Here is a 23,368-nt window from a genome sequence, read left to right as displayed (position 1 = left end):
ATGTTATTTAATTTGCCTTTATGCATACCGAAACTATAGCCATACACGCAGGCAACCATACCGACGAAGGTACCCGCGCCGTAATACAACCGATAGTACTGTCATCAACTTTTGAGCGCGATGCTAACGGTGAGTATCCCAAAGGTTATATTTATGGCAGGGCAAAAAACCCAAACCGCTCTGCGTTAGAGAATGTGCTTGCCAAGCTTGAACAGGGAATAGATGCTGCTGCATTTTCATCAGGTAATGCTGCCGGTATGGCTGTATTTCAGTCGCTTAAGACAGGCACACACATCATCGCACCTGACGATATGTACCACGGGTTGCGTAATCAGCTTAAGACACTTTTTGCCGGTATACTTGAATTTGATTTTATTGACGAAACCAACCTGGAACTGGTAAAGCAGACCATCAAACACAATACAGGGTTGATATGGATAGAAACACCATCGAACCCATTGCTTAAAGTAAGCGACATTGGCAGCCTTGTACAAATTGCACATGAGCATAATATTAAGGTAGTTTGCGACAATACCTTTGCTACGCCAATTTGCCAGTTGCCATTAACGCTTGGTGCTGATTTGGTAATGCACTCTACCACTAAGTATTTTGGCGGCCATAGCGACCTTACAGGCGGTGTGTTAATCACCTCTAAAACAGATGAGTGGTGGGAACGTATCCGCCAGGTACAGGAAATGGGCGGTGCAATTCCTTCGCCGATGGATTGTTACTGGCTTACCAGAAGTATCAAAACGCTGCCCTACCGCATGCGCGGACACGTACACAATGCTCATCTATTAGCCCAGTTTTTAGAAAGCCACGCTAAAGTGGAAAGCGTAATGTATCCTGGACTGGAAAGCCATCCTCAGCATGAATTAGCCCAAAAACAGATGCTGTCTTTCGGTGGAATGCTTTCGTTCCTGGTAAAAGGCGACGTTAATGATACCGCCAAGGTAATTAATGCAGTAAAGTTATTTACACAGGCTACCAGCTTAGGTGGTGTAGAAAGCCTGATTGAGCATCGTGCGCTTGTTGAGGGGCCTGACACCAAAACGCCTAAAAATCTGCTTAGGGTATCTGTAGGATTAGAGCATATTGATGATCTAATTGAAGATTTATCAAATGCTTTATCTGTAATTTAAGAGAAGCTTTTGGTGGTATTTTAAGTTTTTTAAAATTTTATTTGGAAAGAAGTTTCAGATTACACTATCTTTGAAACATTATTTGGTAGTAATACCACGATCAATTTCCCTCACAAGGTTTTTGATTTATAAAGAAGCGGCGAGAGAACAGGCTCAACAGACCCGCTGGCAACCCTCGATCAACAAGAGAAGGTGCCAATTCCTGACCCGGGAAATAAACCGGGAAATATAAATGAATAAAATGGAAAAATTAATTCGCATCATTCAGCAAGTTTTAGGTTTAAACCAACAAGTATCTCCTGTTTTAATTCCGGTTAAAGCAAAAAGCTGTATGTGCATGTGTTGTTGCTGTTGCTAATGCAATAACACACGATTTCTTTTTCTGAACTATTCCCTGAAATTGTTTTTCGTGTAACTCAGATGGGCTTGCTATATCCCATCCGCGTATCCTCACAAGATTTTTTAACTACAAAATCCAGCTACCATGTCAGCTTTAAATTTAAAATTCGAAACCTTACAACTACACGCCGGACAAGAAGTTGATCCAACTACCGGATCACGTGCCGTGCCTTTATATCAAACCTCTTCTTACGTATTCAAAAATGCCGAGCACGGCGCAAATCTTTTTGCATTAAAAGAATTTGGGAACATTTACACCCGTTTAATGAACCCTACTACAGATGTATTTGAAAAACGCATAGCGGCATTAGAAGGCGGTGTTGCTGCACTGGCAACAGCATCGGGCCAGGCGGCACAATTTTTAGCATTAAACAACATCCTGCAAGCAGGCGATAATTTTGTGGCTTCGCCGTTTTTATATGGCGGTAGCTACAATCAGTTTAAGGTATCTTTTAAACGTTTAGGTATTGAGGTGCGTTTTGCAGCCGATGATACAGCCGAAAGCCTGGAAAGCAAAATCGATAACAATACAAAAGCAATTTACTTGGAAACCATTGGTAACCCGGGTTTTAGTATTGCCGACTTTGACAAAGTATCGGCGCTTGCACGTAAATACGATATCCCTTTAATTGTAGACAATACATTCGGAGCCGGTGGTTACCTTTTCCGTCCGATTGAGCATGGCGCAAACGTGGTGGTAGAATCAGCCACTAAATGGATTGGCGGACATGGCACCAGTATAGGCGGTGTAATTGTTGACGGTGGTAACTACAACTGGGGTAATGGTAAGTTCCCGCAATTTACCGAACCTTCTGAAGGATATCACGGCCTTGTATTTAATGATGTATTTGGTATCGGCGGCCCATTTGGTAACATCCAATATATCATCAGAGCACGTGTGGAAGGCTTGCGCGATTTTGGTCCTTCGCAATCACCATTCAATTCGTTTTTATTTATCCAGGGATTAGAAACGCTTTCATTACGTGTTCAGCGACATGTAGATAATGCTTTGGAACTGGCGCAATGGTTAGCACAGCATCCGCAGGTTGCTAAAGTGAATTATCCTGGCTTGCCATCATCGCCATATCATACACTGGCTAAAAAATATCTAAAGAACGGTTTTGGTGCTGTGCTGTCTTTCGAGCTGAAAGGCGATAAAGAAAATGCCGGTAAAGTGATAGATAATTTGCAGTTGGTGAGCCATCTTGCCAATGTGGGTGATGCCAAAACGTTGATCATACAACCGTCGGCAACTACACATCAGCAGCTGAATGAAGCCGAACAATTAAGTGCTGGCGTTACTCCTGCCCTGTTGCGTGTATCTGTTGGTATTGAGCATATAGACGATATCAAAGCAGATTTTGAGCAGGCTTTTGCCAAAATAAAACAACCACAACTACAAACCGAATTACAATAATTGAACGTTGCTGCGAAGCACCGAATAATACAATGGATCCAGAAATATATCAGCATACAGAAGAATTTGTTTTAGAGTCGGGTCAAACTTTGTCCGGCCTCGAGATAGGTTTTCATACATACGGTAGGTTAAATAAACATCGCGATAATGTAGTGTGGGTATGCCATGCCCTCACTGCAAATTCCGATGTGTTTGACTGGTGGAAAGGCCTGTTCGGCGATAACAATCTGTTCAATCCTGAAGATCATTTTATTGTATGTGCTAATGTGCTTGGTTCCCCTTATGGCACTACAAATCCGCTCAGTACAAACCCGGTTACTGGTTCACCATATTATTTAAGCTTTCCGCAATTTACCATCCGTGATGTTGCCAAAGCACATCAGCTGTTGGCAGATCATTTGGGTATAGACCAGATCAATATATTAATTGGTGGTTCGCTTGGCGGCCAGCAGGCAATGGAATGGAGCATAGATCAGCCCGACAGGATTAAAAACCTGATCCTGATTGCTACAAATGCACGTCACTCACCATGGGGAATTGCCTTTAACGAGTCGCAGCGTATGGCTATCACTACCGATCGTACTTTTTATGCCAACAAACCTGATGGCGGCGCTAAAGGTTTAAAAGCTGCACGCAGTTTCGCATTGTTATCGTATCGTAATTATAAAACGTATAATCTTACCCAGCAGGAAAGTGCAGATAATATCACTGATAATTTCAGGGCATCATCTTACCAAAATTATCAAGGCGAAAAATTGGTTAAAAGGTTCAATGCTTACAGCTACTGGTATCTTACCAAATTGATGGATTCGCATGATACAGGCCGTAACCGCGGTGGGGTTGAAAAAGCATTGAGCACTATAAAAGCTAAAACACTGGTGATCGGTATCCGTTCAGATTTTTTATTCCCTATTGAAGAACAGCAGTATTTATTTCAGCATATACCCAAAGCCGCTTTTGCAGAACTTGACTCATTTTACGGTCATGATGGCTTTTTGATAGAGACAGAAGCACTGACCAACATTATCAACTCTTTTTTTAAAACTGATGTCAGAGGCAAGATTATTGAGCTGCAACAAACTGCTTAATTATTATTTTGATAAAATAATTGAAAATAAAAAGCTTTTTTTAAGATTTTATTAAAACCGGCAACCATTTAATATCGTACATCGTATTAGTCAGGACGATTGGTTGCCGAGCTATGAGGGGTCAAACGCGAAGCGAAAAACCATCGTTCATTAATACCTGATGTTGTTTTATAAAGGTTCTGCATAGCGGAACCTTTATTTTTTTATATTTGTAACGACGTGATTACAAAACCTAATGTCCAGGCTTGAGAAGATTTTCCTGAATAAATATTTCGTAACGGTTTTATGGTTTGGGCTTAGTCTTGCTGCTGTGATTAAACAGGTAGCACATGGGCATTTTAATAACTACTTCATTTATAAATACGTATTTATAAATCTCACGCATCAGCAAAATCTGTACAATCCACAGCCGTACTATTTTGACACCAACCATTACGGGCCTTTATTTGGATTGTTAATCGCACCTTTCTCCTATTTACCCGACGGTTTTGGCGCCATTTTATGGGTGCTATTTAATGCGGCTATACTTTACTGGGCAATATGGCAGTTGCCATTCACTATTAATCAGCGTTTGGCAGTGTTATTAATATGTGCGCACGAGTTAATGACGGCAGCATTTGCTGTTCAGTTTAACCCGTCAATGGCGGCTATTATTATCCTAAGCTTTGTATTTGTCAATCGTAAACAGGACATGTGGGCTACCCTGCTCATTGTAGCGGGTACCATGATTAAACTTTATGGTATTGTTGGCCTGGCATTCTTTTTCTTTTCTAAAGACAAGTTGCGCTTCATCTGGACGTTTATCATGTGGTCGGTCATTTTGTTTGTGTTGCCAATGGCTATATCCTCTCCACAATTTGTAGTGCAATCTTATCATGACTGGTATGTAAGCCTTGCCCATAAAAACGGGGAAAATACCATATCTACCATGCAGGATATATCGGTAATGGGTATGATCCGGCGGATATTTAAGTACCCACAGTTATCAAATGCTATTGTAATATTACCCGGCATGTTGCTTTTTGCTACTGCTTATCTCCGTATAAAAGAATTTGGCAACACGCATTTCCGTTTGCTGCTTTTGGCTTCAACTTTAATATTTACGGTAATATTCAGTACCGGGTCAGAGTCGCCGACTTATATCATTGCATTTACCGGTGTAGCTATTTGGTTTATGAACCTTGACAGGCCCGTTATCGGGTTTGAGGTGTTTTTGCTGGTGTTTGCGCTATTAATCACCAGCCTTTCACCCTCAGACCTTTTCCCCAAATACATTAATAAGCATTACATAAAACCTTATGCCTTTAAAGCACTGCCTTGCTTTGTGATATGGCTGAGGATTATATATGAAACTTTAACAAGAAAATTCAACAGCCAATCCGCTGTTGCACCTGTTGCTGTTCAATGAGAAAAAAAATATCGGTAGTTGTACCTTCGTTTAATGAGGTCGGCAATATCGAAATGCTGGCCAGTCGGCTGGTAGCTATGCTACAGCAACTACCATACGATTATGAAGTAATATTTGTTGATGATGGAAGTTCTGACGGTACGCTCGACAAATTAAAGGGATTGCCGTCTGTAGACGATCATCTGTATTACCTTGAATTGTCGCGTAATTTCGGACACCAAAATGCCTTGAAGGCTGGTTATGATTACGCCGATGGTGACTGTATCATCAGCCTTGACGGTGATATGCAGCACCCACCCGAACTGATCCCGCAATTTATACAAAAATGGGAAGAAGGCTACGATGTGGTATACACCTGCCGTGAATACCAGGACGAGGTAACCATCTTCAAAACCAAGTCTTCGGATCTGTTTTACAAGATGATAAACTCGCTTTCGGACACCAAGCTTGAAAAAGGTACTGCCGATTTCAGGCTGATTGATCGTAAGGTGGCCAACGTGCTGAACAATATTAATGAAACCGGCATTTTTATGCGCGGCATGATTAAATGGCTCGGCTTTAAACAATATGGCATCCACTACACTGCCGAAGCACGTTTCTCGGGTAAAAGCAAATACACCATTAAAAAGATGGTGCATTTTGCGGTAGAGGGTATTACTGCTTTTAGCGTAAGGCCATTATATCTGGCTACAGGTTTGGGCTTGTTCTTTTCGTTATTAGCAACCTTGTATGTTCCTTATATTTTAATCAGCTACTTTTCGGGGCATGTGGTTTCGGGGTGGACATCAATTTTGGCAACCGTTGTATTTTTTGGAGGTGTGCAGTTGATGGTATTGGGCATTATAGGGATGTATCTTGGCAAATTGTTCATGCAGGCTAAGCAGCGCCCTAATTACATTGTTCGTTCTACAAATTTGATACGCGTTAAAGATGATATTGTTAAGCTTTGATATTGAAGAGTTTGATATGCCGTTTGAGTATGGCAAAGAGTTGGCATTTGATAAACAGTTAAGCGTATCAACCGAAGGCACTAATAAGATATTGAATATCTTAAAGCAAGCCGGAATAAAAGCCACTTTTTATTGCACGGCCAATTATGCCCAGCATAAACCGGAGATGATCAAAGCAATGATTGATGCCGGTCACGAGGTTGCTTCACATGGTTATTACCATTCAGATTTTAAACCTGAACATCTTTTACAATCGAAGCTAAAGCTGGAAGAAATAAGCGGACATGCAGTTAAAGGCTACCGCATGGCGCGTATGATGCCCGTTGATGAAAGCGAGATTGAGAAAGCTGGATACGTTTATAACTCTTCGATCAATCCAACTTTTTTACCGGGCCGATACAATAACTTTAATAAGCCGCGTACCTGGTTTTACTTTAAAAATGTATTGCAACTACCATCGTCAGTTTCGCCGTTGATACGCTTCCCACTATTTTGGTTAAGCTTTCACAATCTGCCAATAGGCTTGCTTAAGTGGCTAAGTAAGATCACGCATAAAAAAGATGGATATCTTAACCTTTATTTCCACCCTTGGGAGTTTACCGACCTTAATAAACCGCAGGAATATAACTTTCCGGGTTATGTGGTAAAAAATACGGGTGATGCTTTTGTTAGCCGTTTAACCGAATTTATAAGCTGGGTAAAAAGCAAAGGCTATACTTTCAGCCGTACCGATGAGTTTGTGGAGAAGGTTGTAAAAAAACAACAATGAAAATGTCATTCTGAACGAAGTGAAGAATCTAAATGATTTAAACAGATTCTTCGTTTCACTCAGAATGACAATAATGTCTTCAGAATTATAATTCTTTATTGATATCCCAGGCTTCCAGGTAATCGGTAACGCGTTTGATGAACGAGCCGCCTAAAGAGCCATCAACCACGCGGTGATCGTAAGATAAGGACAAGAACATCATGTGACGAATGGTAATCACATCTCCGCTCTTGGTTTCTACTACTGCAGGCTTTTTCTTAATTGCGCCAAGTGCAAGTATTGCCGCCTGAGGTTGGTTAATGATAGGTGTACCCATCACATTGCCGAATGTACCTACGTTGGTTATGGTAAAGGTTCCGTCTTTAATTTCTTCCGGCTTCAATTTGTTTTTACGCGCACGGTCGGCAAGGTCATTTACCGCTTTGGCTAATCCTGTAAGGCTTAACTCATCAGCCTTGCGGATAACCGGCACAATCAGGTTACCGCTTGGTAATGCGGTGGCCATACCAATATTTATATTTTTACGCTTAATGATATTTGTACCATCAACTGATACATTGATCATCGGCATTTCTTTTATAGCGCGTGCAACTGCCTGCACAAATATTGGGGTGAAGGTCAGCTTCTCGCCTTCGCGTTTTTCAAATTGCTGTTTTACTTTCTCGCGCCATAGTACCAGGTTAGTAACATCAGCTTCTATAAACGAAGTTACGTGCGGCGAAGTGTGCTTACTGTTTACCATATGCTCGGCTATAAGCCTGCGCATACGATCCATTTCAATCACTTCATCTTCTGCGCCTACAGAAATACCGTTACCCGCTTTTTTAGGCTCGGTAGGTTGTATAAACTGCGGCTCTGGATATTGCGGAGCCTGAATATATACCGGCGGAGGGGTTTGATATGTTGGCGGCTGCACAAATATTTGCTGTGGCGGCTGCTGATAAACTACATATTGAGGTTGCTGGTACATCTGCTGCGGTGGCGGCATGTATGCTGGCTGCTGCTGATATACCGGTTGTTGTTGCTGTGACTGTGCGGGCTGCGGTACTGTTTGTTGCACCTGTTGTACAGGTTGCTCAACCGGTAATACCGGCGTTTGTACATGCTGTACTGATGGCGCATGTTGTGGCTGAGGCGCTGCTTGTACAGGGGCTTGTTGTTGAACAGGTGGTTCAAAACGAGGTTGAGCCACAGGCTGTTGCTGTATTGGCTGCGGTTTCGGAGCCTCTGCAACAGGTTGAGGAGCATGTTCCTGCTTAACCGGTTCTTGTGCCGGAGCAGCAGGTGCTTGTGCAACTGGTGCTGTCGCTTGTTGTGCGGGTGCAGCCTGTTGTGGTTTATTACGATTCTGCAGGTAGTTGAGAAGGTCGTCTTTTGTTAAACGTCCTTCGGCACCTGTGCCGGGTACCGTATCAAGTTCTGCAAGGGAAATACCTTCCTGGCTTGCTATGCTTTTTACAAGTGGCGAATAAAATCTGCCAGATCCTGCCTGGCTTTGTGGTTCTTGTTGTGCGGGTTCTGTTCTGCTTTGCAACTGATCAACACCGGGTATATTTTGCGCTTGTGCCGGCTCAGGTGATTGAGCTGCCACTGGCTGCTGTATTGCTGGTTGCGGCGCGGGCACTGATTCTGCTACAGGTTGTGGTGCTGATGGAGCTGGTTCAGAATCAGCAGCATTTTGCTCAGTTTGAATTAATGCTATTGGTGCACCAACCTGTACTACGTCATCAACCACATATAATTGTGCTACCAATTTACCCGATACAGGCGACGGCACTTCAGAGTCTACCTTATCAGTAGCGATCTCTAAAACAGCTTCATCCGCCTCAATATAATCTCCGGGATTTTTTAGCCACTTGATGATGGTTGCTTCAGCAACGCTTTCACCCATCTTCGGCAGCAACAATTGGTAGTTAGACATAGAGTTACCTTAGTAAATTAAACAGCCAAATTTAAACTATTTCGCCGCTTTTCAGAACATCTGTTAATAAAGTATTCAACATTCCAAGTGCAGCTGTGGCGGCCCGTTCAATATTTTGCTGCCTTTTACTGCCAAATGTGAATTTCTTTACCATCCGTTTACCTGCTGTGGCGGCCGCAATCCAAACTGTGCCAACGGGTTTGTCGGGCGTTTCTCCCCCCGGACCGGCAATTCCTGTAACAGCAATAGCAAAGTCTGATTTAAAGTTTAACAGTGCGCCTTCAACCATTTCAGTAGCCGTTTCTTCGCTTACTGCGCCATGCTGCCAAAGTGTTTCATTCTGAACGCCAAGTATACTTTCCTTTAATTCATATGAATACGATACAGCACCGCCTAAAAACACTTCAGACGATCCGGCATGCCTGGTAAATAAATGAGATATGTAACCTCCGGTGCAACTTTCTGCAATTGACAGGGTAAGGTGGTTTTCGGCCATTTTATTCAGGATGGCCTTTTCAAGTTCAATATCTTCAAGCGCAACTACCACATTTCCAATTCGCTCTGTAATTAACGAAGCGTAATGATCTATCTGAGATTGTAATTCACCACCGGCATCCTGGTAACCACTCAACCTTAGCCTTACCATACCAAGTTTAGGCAAATAGGCCAATTTTATAGTAGCGGGTAAACTATCTTCAATATCGGCAATGCGTTCAGCCAGGAAGGATTCGCCCTCACCTACTGTCAATATCGTTTTATGCAGTATCTGCGGAAGATGATAAAGTTCCTTTAATTTCGGAATAACGCTTTCTTCCATCATATACTGCATTTCGAACGGTACGCCGGGCATTGATACATAAACCTTACCCTGATGCATAAACCACATTCCGGGTGCGGTACCATTATGGTTTTGTATCACCTCGCAATTTTCCGGTACTTCCGCCTGTTTGTAATTCACATCCAGCAAAGGGCGATTAAATTTGGCAAATATCCGCTTTACATTTTCTAACGCGCCCTCATCCAGCTTAAAGCCAACTCCGAAGTAATCGGCCAATGTTTTTTTTGTAATATCGTCTTTGGTTGGGCCAAGGCCGCCAGTGATCAAAATTACATTAGCACGATTATGTGCTTCGGCAAGTGCTTTTAATATATGTTCGCGGTCGTCAGATACGGACGAGATCTGTTTTATGCGCAGGCCGGCCTCGTTTAAACGGGTAGCCATCCAGGCAGAGTTGGTATCAACGATCTGTCCTATCAGTATTTCGTCGCCAATGGTTATAATTTCGGCAAGCATGTTTTAATAATAAGGATTGTAGTATTGACTGCTGGTGTAGTCACTTCGTTTGCTAAGTTTCAAGTCCTGCAATATTGATGCCTTAACACGTAACATTACACTATACATTTTTAAATATCCGAAAGGTACCCATTGTACAGAGAGGTCCCAGCAATGTAGGTCGCGGTAAATGCCCAGCTGGCAGGTACTTACTTTCTGATGCCTGATGTCAAAGTCGCTGTAATAAGTTACCTTCCATTTTGGAGCAATGTTGACATCGCCACGGGCTTGTATGGTATGGGTTATGGTTGGGATTAAGCCGTTATTGGTATAAACAAAGCTGTAACTAAGATTAACGTTCCAGGGCACGTTAAAATCAACAAAGGCGCTCTGATCCTGATTTACCATAGCTAATCTTTCGGCCTGTTGAGGCGTTAAACCAGGCGTATTTCCTAATGCATTGATATTGGTTTGTGTATTACCCATACTACGCTTGGCATTGGAATTAAGGCTCATATCAGCCGATACCTGGAACGCTGTTAAACGCGGCAAATGCCCATCCTGCCAGGTATAACGGTTAACAAGTACAGGCGTACGCACCAATGTGTTGTTTGAAATAGAATCGACTACCCGCACAACATAAGGGTTTAAGGTACCGCTAAAGCTGATGTTCACTTTTTGATTAAACACAGCTGTATGCGCAGAAAACGAAATTGGGGTAAGCTTGAAAGAGTCGGCTACGAAATTGTAAAAAGTAGAGAAACTTAAACTTTGCAGCAACTGTATCTTCTTATCAACCTGCGATGTGTCTGTAGCTTTAGGGCGCACCTTAGCTTCTAAAGTATTATCAATAGATAAACCTATACCAGCCTGCCGACCGGGTAAAGAAACCGGAAAAGCCGAATTTTGAAAGATGTTATAAGTTGTAGCCGTATAAGGATATGGCACAGTAGCACTGCTTACAATAGTTTTGTTGTACCCATAAGAAGGATCGGCAAAGTTAGGGTTATAGCTGAAGCTAAGATTCGGAGTTAATACGTGTCTTATAGCTCTTAGCCTGCCTTTTTTAAACTGCATGGTACCGTACACCTTAGTTGACAGGCCTGCACTTATGGTGTAAGTACCGGCACGCTTAAACCCACCTACTGTGTCAATAACCGGAGATGTGGGATTGATCAGGTTGTTACGGTCGTAATACTGATTGATCGTCTGGAAATTCCAATATTCGTTATAATTGAAACTTGGGTTAAACTGGAAATATTTAAGGAAGTTTAAGCTCAGGTTAATCGGAATGTTTTGTTGAAACCCGCTTTGAAAACGTTCAGTAAGTGTTTTGCTTGTAAATAATTGATTTTCGGGTACGCTCACTACACTGTTTTTTGCAGTGGATGTATAGCTTATGGTTATTTTCTGATACCATTTTTGTTCACCAACCCTGTCTTTTGAATCAAAAGGAGTAATACTGGCCATGTTAAAGCTTACAGTTGGCAGCGTTAAGCTAACGGTTTTCTGCTGAAGGTCCTGGCTGTGCTCTAAACCCACGTTCATGTTAAAAGGTGTACCTGCCCATGTTTTAGCGTAGGTAATAGATGAGTGAAGGGTATTTTGAGTAATTTGCTGTATGCTAAAGTTTTGCTGGGCTGGCGTATTGGTATAATAACTATGCGTACCTGCATTTACCGATGCACTGAACACCGAGCCGGGGTGTGCGGCAGGATCCTGCGAATGCGACCACAAAATATTAAAGTCCTGTGTACGCGGGTCGCCGGGGTTACCATAATTATGGTTACCATAACGCAGGGTTAGTGTACCTGTGTAAGCATATCTTTTGAGGTAGCGTGCAACCGTTCCTACTTCAAATGATCCTTTTGAATATAGTGTTGCCGTATTGGTAAGATCAATATTGTCATTTAAAGCAAGGTAATAACCGAAATCACGCAAGAAGAAACCCAGCCTGGCATCTTCACCAAATGTTGGCAGCATAATACCCGAAGTACGCGAATCTGGTTTGGGAAAAAATGCAAAAGGTAAGCCTATAGGTATGGGCACGTTCGCAATCTCAAGATAAGCCGGGCCAGATATGATCTGTTTCTTTTCTGCGATACCTTTGGTAATAACAATGCCAAAGTGTGTATCTGGATAAGGCAAATCGCACGTACTATAGATCACATTTTTGTAAGCTACCTCATTTTCGTTAAGCTTTTTTGCCAACCCACCTGATAAAAAGTTACCCTGCTGTTCTGATGCCGGGTTATAAATCTTCCCTTTTTTAGTGGTATAATCCAGGTACATAGAGTCGGCATAGGCTGGCTTTTGCCCTTTTTGTGTATAAATAGGCCTGCCGGTGTACCTGCCGGTTTTGGGATCTTTACGTCCGCTGGCAAAAATCAGGTGTTTTTTCTGATCAACCCTTATATAATCTGCATCAAGTTCAATATCTTCGTACGTGACCCTACCCTTACCATACAGGTAGATAATCTTCCGGGTGTTATCTGTGTAAGTGGAATCTTCTGCAACCGCTTTTACAACAGACTGCAGCCCACCCTTTGATTTTGTGGTATCACGGGCCGCGGCATTGCCAGCCTTGCCTTTGCCGTTAGGTTTTTTACCCGTGGGTGTTTTTACCTTTGGTACGGTATCGCGTCTAATAGTTGTGTCAAACGCCAATAAATGCTTTAAAAAAGCGTTATCAGACGCAGCAAACACTACATCCGCCATGAAAATAAACGATATTAGAAAAATTAACCGGGCGAATTTCAAAATTAGTTATGAATAGTATTTTTGCAGTTTCAGAACAAGGTTCAAAAATAATGAAAAATAAGGCATTCAAAAGCTTGATTTGTACTACTTCTTTATTATTGCTTTCTCTTCCTCTTTTTTCACACGGTATTGCCGATAGTTTAAAGAGAGACAGCACGGCAGCAGGGTATCGTATAAAAACAATTGTGGTTGATGCCGGACATGGCGGCAAAAGGCCTGGCGCATATGGTTCATATTCTGTCGAAAAGAATGTAACGCTGGCATTAGCATTTAAATTGCAGCAAGCTATACAAAAAGATTTGCCCGATGTACGCGTGGTAATGACACGCACCACGGATGATGATATCCTGTGGCAAAAGCGCTCTGACATAGCTAATGAGGCTAAAGGCGATCTTTTTATTTCGCTGCACTGTAATTCTTTGCCTGATAGATTGGTGACCGTTGGCGGCCGACGCAGAAGGGTTCCCGACCAATCCGGACGTGGTGTTTTATTGTTAGTTTATGGTTTTCACCGTCATGGCGACGAAACCGGAGGCGATAAAGAAGAAGCCGCAGCAATAAGGGAAAACTTATTTGAGGAAAAAGATGTTAATGGTGGAGGTGTAGATTTTAATGACCCTACGCAAATGATTTTGCTCAACGCTTTTAAAAATAAGTACAGGAAGAACAGTATACGTATGGCCAACATCTTAAATGATGAGTTTACACAAAATGATGGCCGGTCAAGCGAAGGTGTAAGGGAACAAAGCCTGCTGGTACTTTGCCACAGTGCAATGCCGGCGGTACTTGTTGAAACTGGTTATATCAACAACCCTAAAGACGAGGCTTACCTAAATTCGGAAGATGGGCAAAACGAAATAGTAAGTACGATTGTAAGATCAATTAAAACATATAAAAAAGAATTAGAACAGCCTAATTAAGGAAATATATACTTTAACTCTAAATACACAATTTTGAAAATAACTAACGAAACTAAAATAGGCGTACTAACTGTTGTAGGTATTACCATATTAATATTAGGTTACAGCTACCTGCGCGGAAACGACGTGTTCTCCAGTTCTAACCGCTTTTATGCCATATATAAAAGTGTTGAAGGGTTAACCGTATCTAAGCCGGTACTGGTAAACGGTTTCCCTATTGGCAAGGTGTCGAAAATGCAATTACAGCCAGACGGTCGTACCATTGTTGAATTCAAAATTGAACACCAATATAATGTACCTGTTAATACGCTTGCTAAATTAGAAAGTACCGACCTTTTAGGAAGCAAAGCCATTGTATTTGAGTTGGGTACAAGCAAGGAATACGCAGAAGACAAGGACACGCTGCGTGCCGATGTACAGGGCAGCCTTGCCGAAAGTTTACAGCCAGTACAAAAAAAGGCTGAACAGTTGATCGCCAAAATGGATTCGACGCTTGCCTCAGTGAATAAAATACTGAATCCAAACTTTCAGAAAAATGTTGACCGCAGCTTTATGAGTATTGCTAATTCATTGCAAACACTGGAAGGTACAACTAAAAAGATTGATCGAATTGTGGGTTCGCAATCCGGCCATATAGATGGTATCATGACTAACGCACAAGCAGTATCGGCTAATTTAAAAGTAAGTTCAGGCCATTTAAATACCATCACCGGTAATTTTGCAACTGTTAGTAATGATCTGGCAAATTCCCGCATAAAAGAAACATTAGAGAATGCGAATAAAACCGTTGCTGATCTGCAAGCTACCATTAACAAAATTAATAACGGTACAGGATCATTATCGCTGTTGATTAATGATAATAAGATGTACAACAACTTAAACGATGCATCGGCTAACCTTAACCAGTTATTCCTTGACATTAAGGCACACCCAAGCCGTTATGTACATTTCTCTGTGTTCGGTAAAAAAGATTAATTAGAAGTCTATAGAAATGAAAGCCGCTTTTAATAAAAAGCGGCTTTTTTTATATCTCAAAGGTTTTCCCTTCAATAGCAAGATTTGTATCAGGAAATACGCTTTGCGCCTCAATCAGTAAATCATCCAGCGTGCGGTAACGGGCTGAAAAGTGACCGATCAGTAATTTACTGATCTCATTATGAGCTGCAATTTCACCAGCCTGAAAGGCAGTGGTGTGAAAAGTTTGCTGGGCCCTGTCGAGCATGTTATGCAAAAAGGTAGCCTCGTGATAAAGGGTATCGGCACCCTTTATATACTGAAAATAATTTTGGTTGTATATCGTATCAGAGCAGTAGGCGTAAGATTTAGGCGTACTCGAATCAACGGTTAGCTCGTTGTTTGCGTAAACTGTGCCATCAGGTGCTACGTAGTTTTGCCCGCGTTTGAGCAAAGGGTAATAATTAATGGGTATTTCTAAAGCTTCTACCTTTTCTTTAATGATCTTTCTTAATGTTTTTTTCTGTTTGAACAGAAACCCTGTACAGGGTATACGGTGATCAAGCGGAAAAGTAGTTACTGTTAAATCCTGGTTCTCCAATATCACCTCTGCTGTAGTAGCATCCGTGGCTTTAAACTCAATTTCGTATTGCAGGTTAGTATCTGAATACTTAAACTGCAGATCGATGATTTCTTTAAGCGGCGCAGGGCCAAATAACTTTAACGGTTTTTTGCGGCCATTAAGATGCATGGAGGATAACAAGCCTACAAGCCCAAGATAATGGTCGCCATGCAGATGGCTGATGAAAATATGGTCTATACGGCTTGCTTTTATATCAAAGCGCAGCATCTGCTGTTGTGTACCCTCGCCGCAATCTATCAGGTACAGGCGCTCATTGATGTTAAGCGCCTGTGCTGTTGGATTTCTATTAAAAATGGGGGTTGCAGAGCTGCTTCCTAATATAGTTACCTCAAACTTCATGTGGGGTAAACATATAAAAGGCTTATTTTGCTTCTTTTTTTAGTTCTTTTTCTATTTCCTCCATAAAGATGAGGTCAATAGCTTCTTCAACGGATGGCACTATGGTTAAAACAGTGTCTAATTGTGAAATGGTTACCAAACGGCTAACAGATTCACTTAATCCGCAAAGTATAAACACACCTTCGCTGTTTTTACACAAACGGTGTCCGACTAAAAGGCTGCTAAGGCCTGATGAATCAGCAAATTTTACCTGGCTAAGATCAAGCACAATGTTGCGCTGGCCTTCGGTATTTATCAATATCAGTTCTGATTTAAGTTGAGGAGTAAATAATGAATTCAGTTTTGATTCATTAAGTTTCAACACCACATACTTCTCATGTTTATCAAGCGCAAATTTCATTATCTATTCAAATTAAGAAGCTAATATAAACTTATTTTAGCTACAATAACAAATTACAAACCGGCAAGCGCCGAATTAACATTATCCTCTACACGCTTTAAAACATCGGTACCTTCGGGCTTTACAAAAGCCTCTCCCGTGATGTGATTATAAAGCTCAATGTAACGTTCAGATATTGAGTTAACTATCTCAGGCGTCATCTCTGGTACAGTTTGCCCGTTCTTACCCTGAAAGCCATTTTCAATAAGCCATTTACGCACAAACTCTTTTGATAGCTGCTTCTGAGGCTCCCCTTTTTCCTGGCGTTCGGCATAACCTTCGCTGTAAAAGTAACGGGATGAATCAGGGGTATGAATTTCATCGATCAGATAGATCTGGCCATCCGCTTTCCCAAACTCATACTTAGTATCAACCAATATCAAACCCTGTTTGGCTGCTATCTCTGTACCGCGTTGATATAAAGCACGGGTATATCTTTCCAACTGCTCATATTCGGCACTGTCAACAATACCTTTTGCTATAATATCTTCTCTTGAAATATCTTCATCGTGGCCAACTGAGGCCTTAGTTGTTGGCGTGATAATAGGCTGCGGCAGTTGATCATTTTCTTTTAAGCCTTCGGGTAATTGCACGCCGCATACTTCGCGCTTACCTGCGCTGTATTCTCTCCAGGCATGTCCCGCTAAATATCCGCGTATCACCATTTCAACTTTAAAAGGCTCACAGATACGGCCAATGGTAACACTCGGATCAGGTACGCTGGCTACCCAATTAGGTACAATATCAGCAGTGTCTTTTAAAAATTTGGCAGCAATTTGATTAAGCACCTGGCCTTTGTATGGTATAGGCTGAGGCAAAACTACATCAAAAGCTGATATACGGTCAGTTACCACCATAACAAGGTATTTGTTATCGATGGTATAAACATCGCGAACCTTGCCTTTGTAAAATGATGTTTGACCCGGAAAATTAAAGTGTGTTTCTTTTATAGCATCCATATTGTTGTCAGTTGTCAGTTAACAGTTCCCAGTATTATAAGATATATAACTGATAACTCTTAACTTTCAACTTTAAATTTTACTGTATATCACCGTAAGCTTCCAAAATACGTTTAACCAGTTTGTGGCGTACTACGTCTTCGCCGGTTAAATAAATAATTTCAATGCCTTTAATGTCTGCTAAAATACGCAGTGCTGTATGCAGGCCCGACTGTTGTTTTTTAGGTAAGTCGATCTGTGTTACATCGCCGGTTACAATGAACTTTGCCGAAGGCCCCATGCGGGTTAAAAACATCTTTAGCTGCATATCCGTAGCATTTTGCGCTTCGTCTAATATCACAAAGCAATTGTCAAGCGTACGTCCGCGCATAAAGGCTAATGGTGCAATTTCAATAGTGCGGTTCTCTAAGTATGTTTTCAGCTTTTCAGCCGGAATCATATCATCAAGTGCATCATATAACGGGCGCAGGTACGGGTCTATTTTCTCTTTAAGGTCGCCGGGTAAAAAGCCAAGGTTCTCCCCTGCTTCAACTGCAGGCCGGGTTAAGATAATTCGCTTTATCTCCTTGTTTTTCAATGCTCTGCATGCCAGGGCGACCGCAGTATATGTTTTACCGGTACCGGCGGGGCCAATGGCAAAAAGGATATCGCTTTTAACGATACTATCAACCATGCGGCGCTGGTTTGCTGTACGGGCTTTAACCAAAATACCGTTAGGCCCAAAAACAATTACCTCACCGGTGGTTGATTTATCATTTGTATTTTCAGGCTCGGGCAATTGTACCTTCGAACCCAGGATACGTTCAATGTCTGTAATGTTAAGATTGTCGAATTTTTCGACATGATTTAGCAGATGGCCGAATTTTTCACTGAAAACACCCAGCTCATGTTCATCTCCCAGCACCTTAACTTCATTCCCTCTGGCTACTATTTTTAACTTGGGATATTGCTTCTTAATGATCTCAAAATGATCATTGTTAGGTCCCCACAAAACAGCCGGATTTATGTTTTCTAAAGATAATTTAAGTTCGTTCAATACTAACTGATTTTATAGTTAACGATATTTATTGGTTAAAAAATTTAATATTTGCACCGTGTAATCGCTTGCACAAGATTAACAATAATATTTAAAAAAGTAGTGGCAATAATAACATTAACAACTGATCTGGGCGATAAAGATATCTACCAGGCTGCTCTTAAAGGCAGTATATTAAGTTTGTTGCCAGCCGTAAGTATTGTTGATATTACCCATAGCGTTGCTGCCTTCAATGTACAACAAGCCGCGTTCATTTTAAAAAATAGTTATCATTATTTTCCAAAAGGTACTGTACACCTTATTGGTATCGATACCGTTTTTAATACGCACACCCGTTACCTGGCTTTAAGTTATAAAGGACATTGCTTTGTTGGTGCAGATAATGGCATATTCTCGCTGATGTTTGATGACGACCCTGATGAAGTGGTTGAGATCAATATTATGCAGGATCTTAAATTCCTGCACTTCCCTTTGGCAGATATCTTTGTAAAGGCAGCTTGTCATTTAGCTAAAGGCGGAAAACTAAATCAGATCGGTTTGCCAATTACTGGTATCGAAAAGAAAATGAACCTGCAGCCGGTAATTGAACGTAACCTGATAAAAGGCATGGTGATCTATATCGATTCTTTCCAGAATGTGATCACCAACATCACCAAAGACCTCTTTAACAAAGTACAACATGGGCGCAGGTTTACGTTATATTTTAAACGTAACGAAACCATCACCAATTTAAGCTGGCACTATAACGAAGTGCCCGAAGGCGAAAAACTATGCCTTTTCGGTATCAGTGATCACCTTGAAATAGCCATTAATAAAGGTAATGCAAGTGGCTTGTTAGGTTTAAACTTAGGTGACAGCGTAATCATTGACTTTGAATAAAAGCCTATGAAAAAATTATTGATGTTAGCGATAAGCGCCCTGCTTATCCAGAATTCCTTCGCTCAAAAAACGATCAATGCAGATTCTTTAGCGTACGAAAACCAGCGAAAGAAAATTAATGATATGCTGGTACAGCGTGCGGTGAAATTTGATGATTATCAATCAAGCTTAAGCAAGCATACCGGGATATTTGGGATGCAAACCAAAAAAGATATCAAAAATTCGAATACGATATTAATGGATATCGTAAATACGGATAATGCCATGCTGGATCAGATTAAGCTTTTACTGAAGTTCCGTACCAGCCAGCTACAATCTCAGGCAGCAAAGCTTGAATCGCAAAAATTTGAACAACAGGCTAATCAATATCAGGCCAGGCAAACGCAGGATAATACGTTAGCTTATATGAACACCATTAATCACCTGCGGGATGCCAATGAAAAGCTGAGCAAGCAGCTAAAACAGCAGCAGCATTCGGTTGATAAGGCACATCTGTGGCTGGGTGTGGTTATTGTTCTCATGGTATCGTCAATTTTATTGATTTTAATGAGTAAACGCCGGATTAAAGCTTAATTTCGCACATTTGATTGAAGATGGCGAGAGCAAGATTGAACAGCGGTAACGCTGCAGAAAAAGAATTACCTAAAGCAAAAATAAATAAGCAAAGCCTGCAGAACATTGGCAAGCTTTTAAGCTATATAAAACCTTACCGTGGAAAATTTATTGGCGGCTTAATATTCCTGATATTATCAAGCTTAACGGGGTTGGCATTTCCGGGGTTTTTCGGTGCATTGATTGATGCAGCACAGGGGAAACAGCGTTATAGCTTTATACCGGCTAACTTAACTACCATAGGCGAAATTGCACTGGTTGTGCTTTTTATACAGGCTTTTGTTTCCTACTTCCGTATTACATGGTTTGTACAGGTGGCGGAAAAATCATTGGCAGATATCAGGCGCGATACTTACTTTAGGCTGATTACCCTTCCTATGAATTTCTTCTCCAACCGCAGGGTTGGTGAATTAAACAGCCGTATCTCTGCCGATCTATCGCAGATACAGGATACCCTAACAACTACCACTGCCGAAGTAATAAGACAATCTATAATGCTTGTGGGCGGTACTATTTTATTGATGGTAGTTTCAATTAAGCTAACGCTTGCCTTGTTGGTGGTGCTGCCGTTTATGATAGCGTTTGCCATCTTTTTCGGAAAGTTCATCCGAAAGCTATCACGCCAGGCACAGGATAAGTTGGCCGATTCAAACACCATAGTGGAAGAAACGTTACAAGGCATTGCCAACGTAAAGGCTTTTGTAAATGAAGCTTATGAAGCCGCCCGATATGACCGTAACCTGCGTGCCGTGGTTGACCTGGCCATTAAAGGTTCTAAGTACCGCGGTATGTTTGGTGCCTTTATTGTATTTTGTTTGTTCGGGGCTATATTCGGCGAGATATGGTATGGATCATATCTGGTGTCAATACACGATCATGGCTTTACTTTCGGTAAGCTGACAACCTTTATTGTTTATGCAGCCTTTATCAGCGCGGCCATGGGTAGCCTGCCAGATTTGTGGGCTAATATTCAAAAGGCTGTAGGCGCAAGCGAGCGTGTTATAGAGATTTTAAGCGAACCTGGCGAGGATGTTTCTATCAATGCCGCCGAAAATGAAGTAAGACAAGTGCTTAACGGAAATATCGGTTTTAATAACGTTACTTTCTTCTACCCTTCCCGTCCGGAGATAACGGTTTTAAAGGATGTTACGTTTACTGCAACTGCCGGACAAAAGATTGCCATTGTAGGCCCAAGTGGCTCGGGCAAATCAACCATGGCATCACTTATTTTGCAGTTCTACCGCCCGCAAACCGGAACGATATCTTTTGATGGTAAAACATCCGACAGTTTTGCTTTGACGGATATCCGTAACCAGGTAGCTATAGTACCGCAGGACGTATTGTTGTTTGGCGGTTCTATATTAGAAAATATTACTTACGGAAAGTTAGGCGCAACAAAAGAGCAGGTGATCGAAGCAGCTCAACGTGCTAACGCACACCAATTTATCACTAACTTTCCGGAAGGGTATGATACGATGGTTGGCGAACGTGGCGTTAAACTGTCTGGTGGTCAGCGGCAGCGTATTGCCATAGCACGTGCTTTACTGAAAAATCCTTCTATCCTGATACTTGATGAAGCTACATCTTCATTAGACTCCGAGTCCGAGCGTTTAGTTCAAGAGGCGCTTGAAGAACTGATGAAAGACCGTACTTCAATCATCATTGCACACCGTTTGTCAACTATTCGCGAGGCAGACAAAATCATTGTTTTAGATAAGGGTGTTATTACAGAATGTGGCAGCCACGAAGAACTTATCGGAAACGAGAACGGATTGTACAGGCATTTAAGCCAGTTGCAATTTGATATTTCTTAAAAGCTTACTGACTCCGCAGGCATTAGTTATACTTAAATAATGTATATATTACTGATGTTTCGCTGAATTAGGAGCAAACGAATTTTTAATAAATGAAACTAACGATACACGGGGCAGCCCGACAGGTTACGGGAAGCATGCATTTGCTCGAGGTTTCCGGATATAAAATATTAATCGACTGTGGCCTTGATTATGAGAAAGGCCGTAGTTTGCAGGAGAACGAAGAATTTCCTTTCAATCCGGCAGAGATTAATGTAGTTATTTTAACCCATGCACATATAGATCACTCCGGTAATTTGCCTACGCTTGTACGTATGGGATTTGGCGGACAAATTTTGTGTACCCCGCCTACAGCTGAACTTACGGAGTTACTGTTGATGGATTCTGTAAGTATTTTTCAGCATAAGGCACATAAAAACCGCAAGCACAGGCGTGGGCGCCACCATCATGGCGGTAACAGCCAACCACTATATCTGCAAAAACATGTGATTGATACAGCCGAGCGTTTTATTACCATCGGCTTTAATAGGTCTTTTCAAATCAATGACAACATTGAGCTAACATTTGTTCCTGTAGGTCACCTGTTGGGTGCTGCTGCGGCGATATTAAAGATCAATGATAACGGAGAAGAAAAGACAATTGCTTTTACAGGAGATATTGGCCGTAAAAACTATCCGGTGTTAAACGATCCGCAACAGCTGCCTAAAGTAGATTACCTGGTAACAGAGTCAACCTATGGTGGCCGCTTCCATACCAAAGAAAAAACCATTGAAGAGGTTTTAACAGAGACTATTGAGAAGGCTTGTATCAAAGAACAGGGCCGCTTAATCATTCCTGCATTTAGCATTGGCCGTACACAGGCATTAGTATTCTCGCTTAACAAATTGTTTAGCAGTGGTAAATTACCGCGAGTAAAGGTGTTTGTAGATAGTCCGCTGGCTGCAAGGTCAACTAATACTTTCCGAAAGCACCATAGCTTGCTTAACGAGGAAGCGCAAAGCTTTTATCAAACACAGGGTGACGAATTTGAATTCGATAACCTTACTTACGTTGAAAGCCTGAAGGATAGCAGGCAGGTTTCAAATTATTGGGAGCCTTGCATTATCATATCATCTGCAGGTATGCTGGAAGGTGGCCGTATACAGGATCACCTGTTTTATAACATCCAGAATTATTACTGTACTATTCTGTTTATTGGCTATTGCGCCAAAGGTACATTAGGCTATCGTTTACTGCGAGGCGACCCTGTTGTGCATATCAAGGACCGCGAACTGGCAGTTTATGCAACCATCAAACAGACAGACTTGTTCAGTGCCCATGGCGATCACGAGGATTTATTGTTAAATGTTAAGCAACAGGATAAGGCATCACTAAGAAATGTTTTTCTGGTGCATGGCGACCCCGAAAGTATGGAGGCATTTTCACAGGCAGTAGCGGACGAGGGTTATAACGTAACCATCCCTGAAAAGGGATTGGCTTATGAGTTGTAAAAATTAGTTCTTTGGTTTGTTATATCGAAAGAAGTGAGATATCTAATGATTCACTTAGTTAAAGATTTCTCCTTTCGTCAAAATGACATAAGCATAATGAATAATGACACGGATTAGTAGCCCCACCTAAATCCTCTATTACATGCGTCATTGCGA

Annotated in this window: 18 protein-coding genes, 2 pseudogenes and 1 riboswitch; of the genes and pseudogenes, 12 read left to right on the top strand and 8 right to left on the bottom strand. The window is 41.7% G+C overall.

The window, feature by feature from the left end; translation table 11 throughout:
- The first annotated feature begins 20 nt into the window (after window positions 1–20).
- The 6 genes from PQ461_RS11475 (at window position 21) to PQ461_RS11450 (ending at window position 7,173) form a co-directional block, all read left to right on the top strand.
- Window positions 21–1,142: a trans-sulfuration enzyme family protein gene (locus tag PQ461_RS11475; RefSeq protein ID WP_274205650.1), complete on the top strand. Its 1,122-nt coding sequence runs from the start codon at window positions 21–23 to the stop codon at window positions 1,140–1,142.
- 123 nt (window positions 1,143–1,265) lie between these two features.
- Window positions 1,266–1,377, top strand: a riboswitch (SAM riboswitch).
- A 249-nt stretch (window positions 1,378–1,626) separates the two neighbouring features.
- Entirely contained in the window at window positions 1,627–2,958 is a 1,332-nt protein-coding gene (locus tag PQ461_RS11470; protein WP_274205649.1) for an O-acetylhomoserine aminocarboxypropyltransferase/cysteine synthase family protein, read from the top strand.
- Between the two features lie 32 nt (window positions 2,959–2,990).
- Window positions 2,991–4,046 carry a homoserine O-acetyltransferase family protein gene (locus PQ461_RS11465; protein WP_274205648.1) on the top strand — a complete coding sequence of 352 codons (1,056 nt, stop codon included), beginning with the start codon at window positions 2,991–2,993 and terminating at the stop codon, window positions 4,044–4,046.
- Between the two features lie 235 nt (window positions 4,047–4,281).
- Window positions 4,282–5,454: a glycosyltransferase family 87 protein gene (locus PQ461_RS11460; protein WP_274205647.1), complete on the top strand. Its 1,173-nt coding sequence runs from the start codon at window positions 4,282–4,284 to the stop codon at window positions 5,452–5,454.
- A complete protein-coding gene (locus PQ461_RS11455) occupies window positions 5,451–6,404 on the top strand; it encodes a glycosyltransferase family 2 protein (protein WP_274205646.1) in 954 nt (317 codons plus the stop codon). The genes PQ461_RS11460 and PQ461_RS11455 overlap by 4 nt, the downstream gene beginning before the upstream one ends.
- On the top strand, window positions 6,385–7,173 hold the full coding sequence (locus PQ461_RS11450) for a polysaccharide deacetylase family protein (protein WP_274205645.1): 789 nt from the start codon (window positions 6,385–6,387) through the stop codon (window positions 7,171–7,173). The genes PQ461_RS11455 and PQ461_RS11450 overlap by 20 nt, the downstream gene beginning before the upstream one ends.
- An 85-nt stretch (window positions 7,174–7,258) precedes the next feature.
- Here the strand turns inward: PQ461_RS11450 and PQ461_RS21235 are convergent.
- From PQ461_RS21235 to PQ461_RS11430, 4 genes and pseudogenes are all read right to left on the bottom strand, one after another.
- Window positions 7,259–7,963, bottom strand: a pseudogene (locus PQ461_RS21235) (dihydrolipoamide acetyltransferase family protein); the annotation flags it as partial.
- 618 nt (window positions 7,964–8,581) lie between these two features.
- Window positions 8,582–9,064 (bottom strand): annotated as a pseudogene (locus PQ461_RS21230) (biotin/lipoyl-containing protein); the annotation flags it as partial.
- 61 nt (window positions 9,065–9,125) lie between these two features.
- Window positions 9,126–10,388, bottom strand: a complete 1,263-nt coding sequence (locus PQ461_RS11435) for a competence/damage-inducible protein A (protein ID WP_274205644.1) — start codon at window positions 10,386–10,388, stop codon at window positions 9,126–9,128.
- Between the two features lie 3 nt (window positions 10,389–10,391).
- A complete protein-coding gene (locus tag PQ461_RS11430; protein WP_274205643.1) occupies window positions 10,392–13,085 on the bottom strand; it encodes a putative LPS assembly protein LptD in 2,694 nt (897 codons plus the stop codon).
- A 50-nt stretch (window positions 13,086–13,135) separates the two neighbouring features.
- Here PQ461_RS11430 and PQ461_RS11425 point away from each other — a divergent pair, with 50 nt between their 5' ends.
- Window positions 13,136–14,047, top strand: coding sequence for an N-acetylmuramoyl-L-alanine amidase family protein (locus tag PQ461_RS11425; protein ID WP_274205642.1), 912 nt, complete (start codon window positions 13,136–13,138; stop codon window positions 14,045–14,047).
- Window positions 14,048–14,080: 33 nt separating this feature from the next.
- Complete coding sequence (locus tag PQ461_RS11420) at window positions 14,081–15,022, top strand: MlaD family protein (protein WP_274205641.1); 942 nt, start codon at window positions 14,081–14,083, stop codon at window positions 15,020–15,022.
- 49 nt (window positions 15,023–15,071) lie between these two features.
- Here the strand turns inward: PQ461_RS11420 and PQ461_RS11415 are convergent, their stop codons facing one another.
- The 4 genes from PQ461_RS11415 to PQ461_RS11400 all read right to left on the bottom strand — a co-directional run bounded on the left by PQ461_RS11415 (window position 15,072) and on the right by PQ461_RS11400 (window position 18,417).
- Window positions 15,072–15,983, bottom strand: a complete 912-nt coding sequence (locus tag PQ461_RS11415) for a ribonuclease Z (protein WP_274205640.1) — start codon at window positions 15,981–15,983, stop codon at window positions 15,072–15,074.
- 22 nt (window positions 15,984–16,005) lie between these two features.
- On the bottom strand, window positions 16,006–16,383 hold the full coding sequence (locus PQ461_RS11410; protein WP_274205639.1) for an STAS domain-containing protein: 378 nt from the start codon (window positions 16,381–16,383) through the stop codon (window positions 16,006–16,008).
- A 53-nt stretch (window positions 16,384–16,436) separates the two neighbouring features.
- Complete coding sequence (locus PQ461_RS11405; protein ID WP_274205638.1) at window positions 16,437–17,381, bottom strand: phosphoribosylaminoimidazolesuccinocarboxamide synthase; 945 nt, start codon at window positions 17,379–17,381, stop codon at window positions 16,437–16,439.
- A gap of 79 nt (window positions 17,382–17,460) precedes the next feature.
- Complete coding sequence (locus tag PQ461_RS11400; protein ID WP_274205637.1) at window positions 17,461–18,417, bottom strand: PhoH family protein; 957 nt, start codon at window positions 18,415–18,417, stop codon at window positions 17,461–17,463.
- A gap of 102 nt (window positions 18,418–18,519) precedes the next feature.
- On the opposite strand from PQ461_RS11400, the gene PQ461_RS11395 reads away from it, so the two are divergent.
- The 4 genes from PQ461_RS11395 to PQ461_RS11380 all read left to right on the top strand — a co-directional run bounded on the left by PQ461_RS11395 (window position 18,520) and on the right by PQ461_RS11380 (window position 23,212).
- Entirely contained in the window at window positions 18,520–19,296 is a 777-nt protein-coding gene (locus PQ461_RS11395) for an SAM hydrolase/SAM-dependent halogenase family protein (RefSeq protein WP_274205636.1), read from the top strand.
- 6 nt (window positions 19,297–19,302) lie between these two features.
- Window positions 19,303–19,869, top strand: coding sequence for a hypothetical protein (locus PQ461_RS11390; protein WP_274205635.1), 567 nt, complete (start codon window positions 19,303–19,305; stop codon window positions 19,867–19,869).
- A 20-nt stretch (window positions 19,870–19,889) separates the two neighbouring features.
- Window positions 19,890–21,722, top strand: coding sequence for an ABC transporter ATP-binding protein (locus PQ461_RS11385; protein WP_274205634.1), 1,833 nt, complete (start codon window positions 19,890–19,892; stop codon window positions 21,720–21,722).
- A gap of 92 nt (window positions 21,723–21,814) precedes the next feature.
- A complete protein-coding gene (locus tag PQ461_RS11380) occupies window positions 21,815–23,212 on the top strand; it encodes an MBL fold metallo-hydrolase (protein ID WP_274205633.1) in 1,398 nt (465 codons plus the stop codon).
- Window positions 23,213–23,368 lie beyond the last annotated feature (156 nt).

The organism is Mucilaginibacter sp. KACC 22063 (genome assembly GCF_028736115.1).
GTDB lineage: Bacteria > Bacteroidota > Bacteroidia > Sphingobacteriales > Sphingobacteriaceae > Mucilaginibacter.
This window is presented reverse-complemented; position numbering and strand designations above follow the sequence as displayed.